Here is a 4,152-nt window from a genome sequence, read left to right on the forward strand (position 1 = left end):
CCGTTCCACTCTGGGGTGTGTCCACTGTCTTGCATATGGACATATCCTGCATTGACCCTCCGCTCCTCACAAGAAGGGCCTTGGGGCCACGCTTACTCATGGTGAGTCCTATGGACGAGTTGGAAAGACAAGAAAAAACGGCCCGCGAATGGGGCCGTTTTGGTGGTCATCTGGCAGTCGATAACTGTGTCTTATCGCTACCTGAGAACGAAAAATTATGCCGTTAAATGGCCGAGAAACCGATCACAGTTGTGAAAGGAATGTTTTAAAAATCGAACAGGAGCTGGCCTAAATATTCCACCGTAATAAGGATAAGTCTCTTGGCTGGCCGCCCGCCCAAAGTGGGCGCCGATCGGCTGCTGGCCAGTGCCGTGCCGGTCATCCGCGGTACCCAGGCCCATCACAGTTAGCCGCTCAAGATTTCTGTCTTGCTGACGGGCGAATTCAAGCACAGAGCGTTGATATTGGAGCGGAATCGAACTTCGGTAACGAATACAGCAACGCTCGCCGAGACCTCTGGAGCCGGTACATCAGAGGCGAGGACGAAAACCAGTCCGTCCGATGCACTCTTCACGTCGAAGCGCTGTTCGCCGTCAGCATCAGCGTCTTCTCCGAGCGTTTCGAGCACAAGGCGCCAAAGCTTGGCTTGTTGCGCGGCATCCGATCTCTCGGCAATAAGTCGCGCTAGGTCTAGCGCCGAAAGGCCTGAAGACGAGCGAGCCAAGGTGATGGAGGCGATGAGGTCAGTTTCACGGCCTGACCGGACTTGCTTAAGTGAGAAGGCGTGCTCGCGTGAGGGGCGTTCGGTTGTTTTTACCTCAATGCGCTTGTCGGAGAACGCGAAGTCGAACCCATCTGTCGCTCTTAGGTGCCATGCATCAATAAACCTCCCAGGCGAAGCGGCAAGATGCATAAGTAGCAACTCTCCCCACAAGCCTGTTACCGACTGGTCAGTCGGCAGCGAAAGCTTGCGAAAGAGTTCAAGCAGCATGTCGACAACTTCGTCAGTTGCTTGCGCAGAGAGCACACCTGGATGGGTGCCGGCCGTTGCAGCCATTAACTCGACAAAGTACTCATGGAGGTGCGAGCCCGAGGGATCACAGGTGAACTTGCAGAAGTTGCCTACCTCGGTGCTGCCGTCGTCACCATGTGCAACCTCGAACCGCCGGTCGAACTGCACTCCTACGTGCTTGAGTCTGATGTCAGCCCTCGGGGAGGCTCTGGGATCGGTAGCAAGCAACAATGCGGGCTCTCCGCTGTCGCCGCGTACAAGCAAATGTTGCTTGCATGAGCCGCATGGGATTGCTGCGATAGCGCTCGCGTCCGAAGTCGGCTTCAGCGCCTGGAAGCGCTCCCAAAGCGAAGGTGTCTTCGTCATAACCCATCCTTCTGCAACAGAAAGTTCTTTTCCAGTTGCTCGGGAATGTGGACAGCAAACCAGGGCACATCTGACTCTTCGGGCGCCCTGGTGTCCGAGTTAAGCAAGGTGAAGTATCGAAGATGAAGTGACACACGTTCGGGCGCGACAAAGCTACGGTCACCGCCATAGGTCAACAGCGACTGGCCAACCTTTCCGGCGGGCGATTTGCCCTGTGCAATTTGGTTGATGACGTTTTCGGACTTCTTTTTGCTACGAGCCTGTGATATCCCGTTCCCAATCACGAACACGTCCACATGCGTCTGCCCCTCGTCTCGTAGGCGCTCAAGCGCGACTATAGCCGCGGACCTTTCGAGTTCGTCGCTCTGAAGCCCCATCTGCAGCTTTCTGAGGAGGTCTCGAACTACGACATCCAAAGGAACCGCTTCATACAAGAGATTGGGCTCTGACTTGACCCGCTTGTCGATAAAGAGGTCCGGATGTGCTTCCTGTGCTGGCTTTCCCGGTGGATATGCCTTCAGTTGCTCCCGAAACTTTAAGAAAACTTCGCGGTTGAACTCCACACACCGTGCGTCGATATGGGCGGCAGCCGGCTCAATCCAACCTGAAGCGAGGAACTCCTTGAGCGGGATTCCGATGACGCCCTTGCGCGTCGGCTTCATGCTGCTGTCCAGGATGAACTGTCGTGCCCAAGCCTTGAGTTCGTAGCCCCGTTGGCCATCAAGACTATGGTGAATGTCTGCCTCGTGCTCGACATACTTTTCAAAAGCCACACGAACGTCACCTTGAAGGTAGACGCGGCAGTAGCCTAGGTATCGCTGTTTGTAGCCGTAGAAGCGCGCCCTTTGCTGCAAGCTATCCGCATGCCCCGTCGCCAGTGGTCGAGGCATGTATGTGACGATTAGGCCCTCGACCGTGAAGCCCCGGTCGAGCTTCGCGCCACCAACTAAAATCCAGTACTCGCTCGCACTCCAGTTGATGGGCGCAGAGCCGGAGCCAGTGGAGTTGACCTCGCGAACCATGACGGTGCGCAGCACGACCCCCAACTGAGCAATCAACTCGTCGAAGGGAGGCAGGTCGCCGCTCGAAGTCCCTTCAAGGTCCTGATAGACCTCGCGGAATCCATCGGAGAAGTCTTGCTTGAGTTGGTGATCATCAGTCGAGACGATTCCGCGCCACGCGTCGATGAGTTCGTCAATCCAATGAAGATAGTCGTTGTGCGGCCCCGTGTGTTGAGACGGGTGAACCATCATCGTTTTGTTGGTGCCCTCGCGCGTAACCTCCGATGCGCATGCGGCGAGGAGGTAAATACGCAGCGCATTGACCAATGTGGCTGGGGGAGCAGACGACGTTGAAAGTTTGGCTGAAGCTTCGGAGTCGGGGATGGTCTTCGCATAGCCCCCCATCGGTTTAAACAGCGTCGCACCGCCGACGTAGCCAGCGCCAGGCGATACCAACTCGGCGAACTCTGGTGACAGGTGATCGACGAGGCTGACGAGCAAGTTAGCCTGAGGAGTAGCCGTGTACTGGACGTAAGTGTGATGCGGGAAAACCTGCTTCAGCGCAAGTACCTCGCGATAGTTCGCGCTTGCACGGTTGGTACCCTTCGCTTGATTGGAAGCCGCGAATGTGTTCAAGCTCGCCTGGTCAGCCTCGTCATCAATCACGAGTGTTGGAATTTTCGCAAGCTCGACGCCTTTCAAGCAGTCACGAAGGTTTGCTATCCGCTTTGGGTGCTTGAGGACGACCGCGACGCAAACGCGCTTCTTGTGCTGTGGGTACGACGGGTCTGTCCAGTTCTTGAGATGCTGCCGCAGCAGCGTAGCGTCAGAGGTGTTCTCGGAAGGCTGGTGTACCAGAAGCCATGGACGGATGACTCCGCTCGCTGAGAGTTCTAGGTCCGATGTCAGTCGGCCAAGGGTCTGCTGCTTCAAGTTCTCAAGCGTGCCAGCGATGAGAACGACGAGCGCAAACCCGTTATCGTGCGCAAGGGCCGTCAACGTCGTAAATGAGAGGGTCTTGCCACTTTGCACGTACCCGACCACAAGGCCAGTGCGCTGTCCGGGCGGGCCTTTCGGGTCCACACATCTGCCAAGGATTTGCTGAGCTTCGAAGACGACGTTCTCAAGCGCGGTTTTTGGGATGCCGGTCTGGGCATGCTTGCGCTCGACAAACCGTGTTGTTTCCGCGCCTTCCGTCGGCTCCCAAAGGAGCGGCGGCCTGACGTCTTTAAGTTCTCGCACGGTGATGCTCAATCCACTGCTCCCGAAAGTGACTCTCTTAGGAGTCTATTGAACCAATGCAAGGCAAGCGTGACGGGATAGCCTGCTCTCGCGGACTTCTCGGTCGCCAAGGCCAAGCCAACGGCGAAGCGCAGAAACAGTTCCGCATTCTCATTCTTCGAGCCGATGAACTGCTGCACGAAAGGGTGCGCCATAGAAACGTCTACGATGATGTCCCGAATAGGCATGCCGTCAAGCTGCCTGTTATCACCCTTGCCAATACGAAGCCACTCGTTGAGCGCCGGGTCGACGGCAGAACGTACCGTCACGTTCCATTTCTGGCTGTCTACGAGCAAGCTGAACTTCGTCTCAGTGGCTACAAGGGCGTCTGCCGGAGCGGATCCAGAGGTCGCAGATACGACACCAGCACCTGACCCTTTGATTGAGAGAGCATCGCCCCCAGATTTGGTCAAGTCGGCAGCCATCGCGCTGCCTGCTCGGCTCAGCACTGGCTGCAACGCACTTTTCGAGGGGCGAGCGCGGTAGTTGTCC

2 protein-coding genes and 1 pseudogene are annotated in these 4,152 nt (G+C 56.7%); all 3 read right to left on the reverse strand.

Going from position 1 to position 4,152, the window contains the following annotated elements:
- Positions 1-406: 406 nt before the first annotated feature.
- Entirely contained in the window at positions 407-1,378 is a 972-nt protein-coding gene (locus tag DBR23_RS04825; RefSeq protein ID WP_108497484.1) for a PD-(D/E)XK motif protein, read from the reverse strand.
- A complete protein-coding gene (locus DBR23_RS04830; RefSeq protein ID WP_108497485.1) occupies positions 1,375-3,633 on the reverse strand; it encodes a Z1 domain-containing protein in 2,259 nt (752 codons plus the stop codon). The genes DBR23_RS04825 and DBR23_RS04830 overlap by 4 nt, the downstream gene beginning before the upstream one ends.
- Positions 3,630-4,152, reverse strand: a pseudogene (locus DBR23_RS04835) (ATP-binding protein); the annotation flags it as partial. The pseudogene DBR23_RS04835 and the gene DBR23_RS04830, both read right to left, overlap by 4 nt.

The organism is Acidovorax sp. HMWF018 (genome assembly GCF_003061035.1).
In the GTDB taxonomy this organism is placed as follows: Bacteria; Pseudomonadota; Gammaproteobacteria; order Burkholderiales; family Burkholderiaceae_C; genus Acidovorax; species Acidovorax delafieldii.

Bases quoted from the DNA above. Each gene is read 5' to 3' on its own strand.
- DBR23_RS04825 (WP_108497484.1), bottom strand. From the start codon at position 1,378: ATGACGAAGACACCTTCGCTTTGGGAGCGCTTCCAGGCGCTGAAGCCG.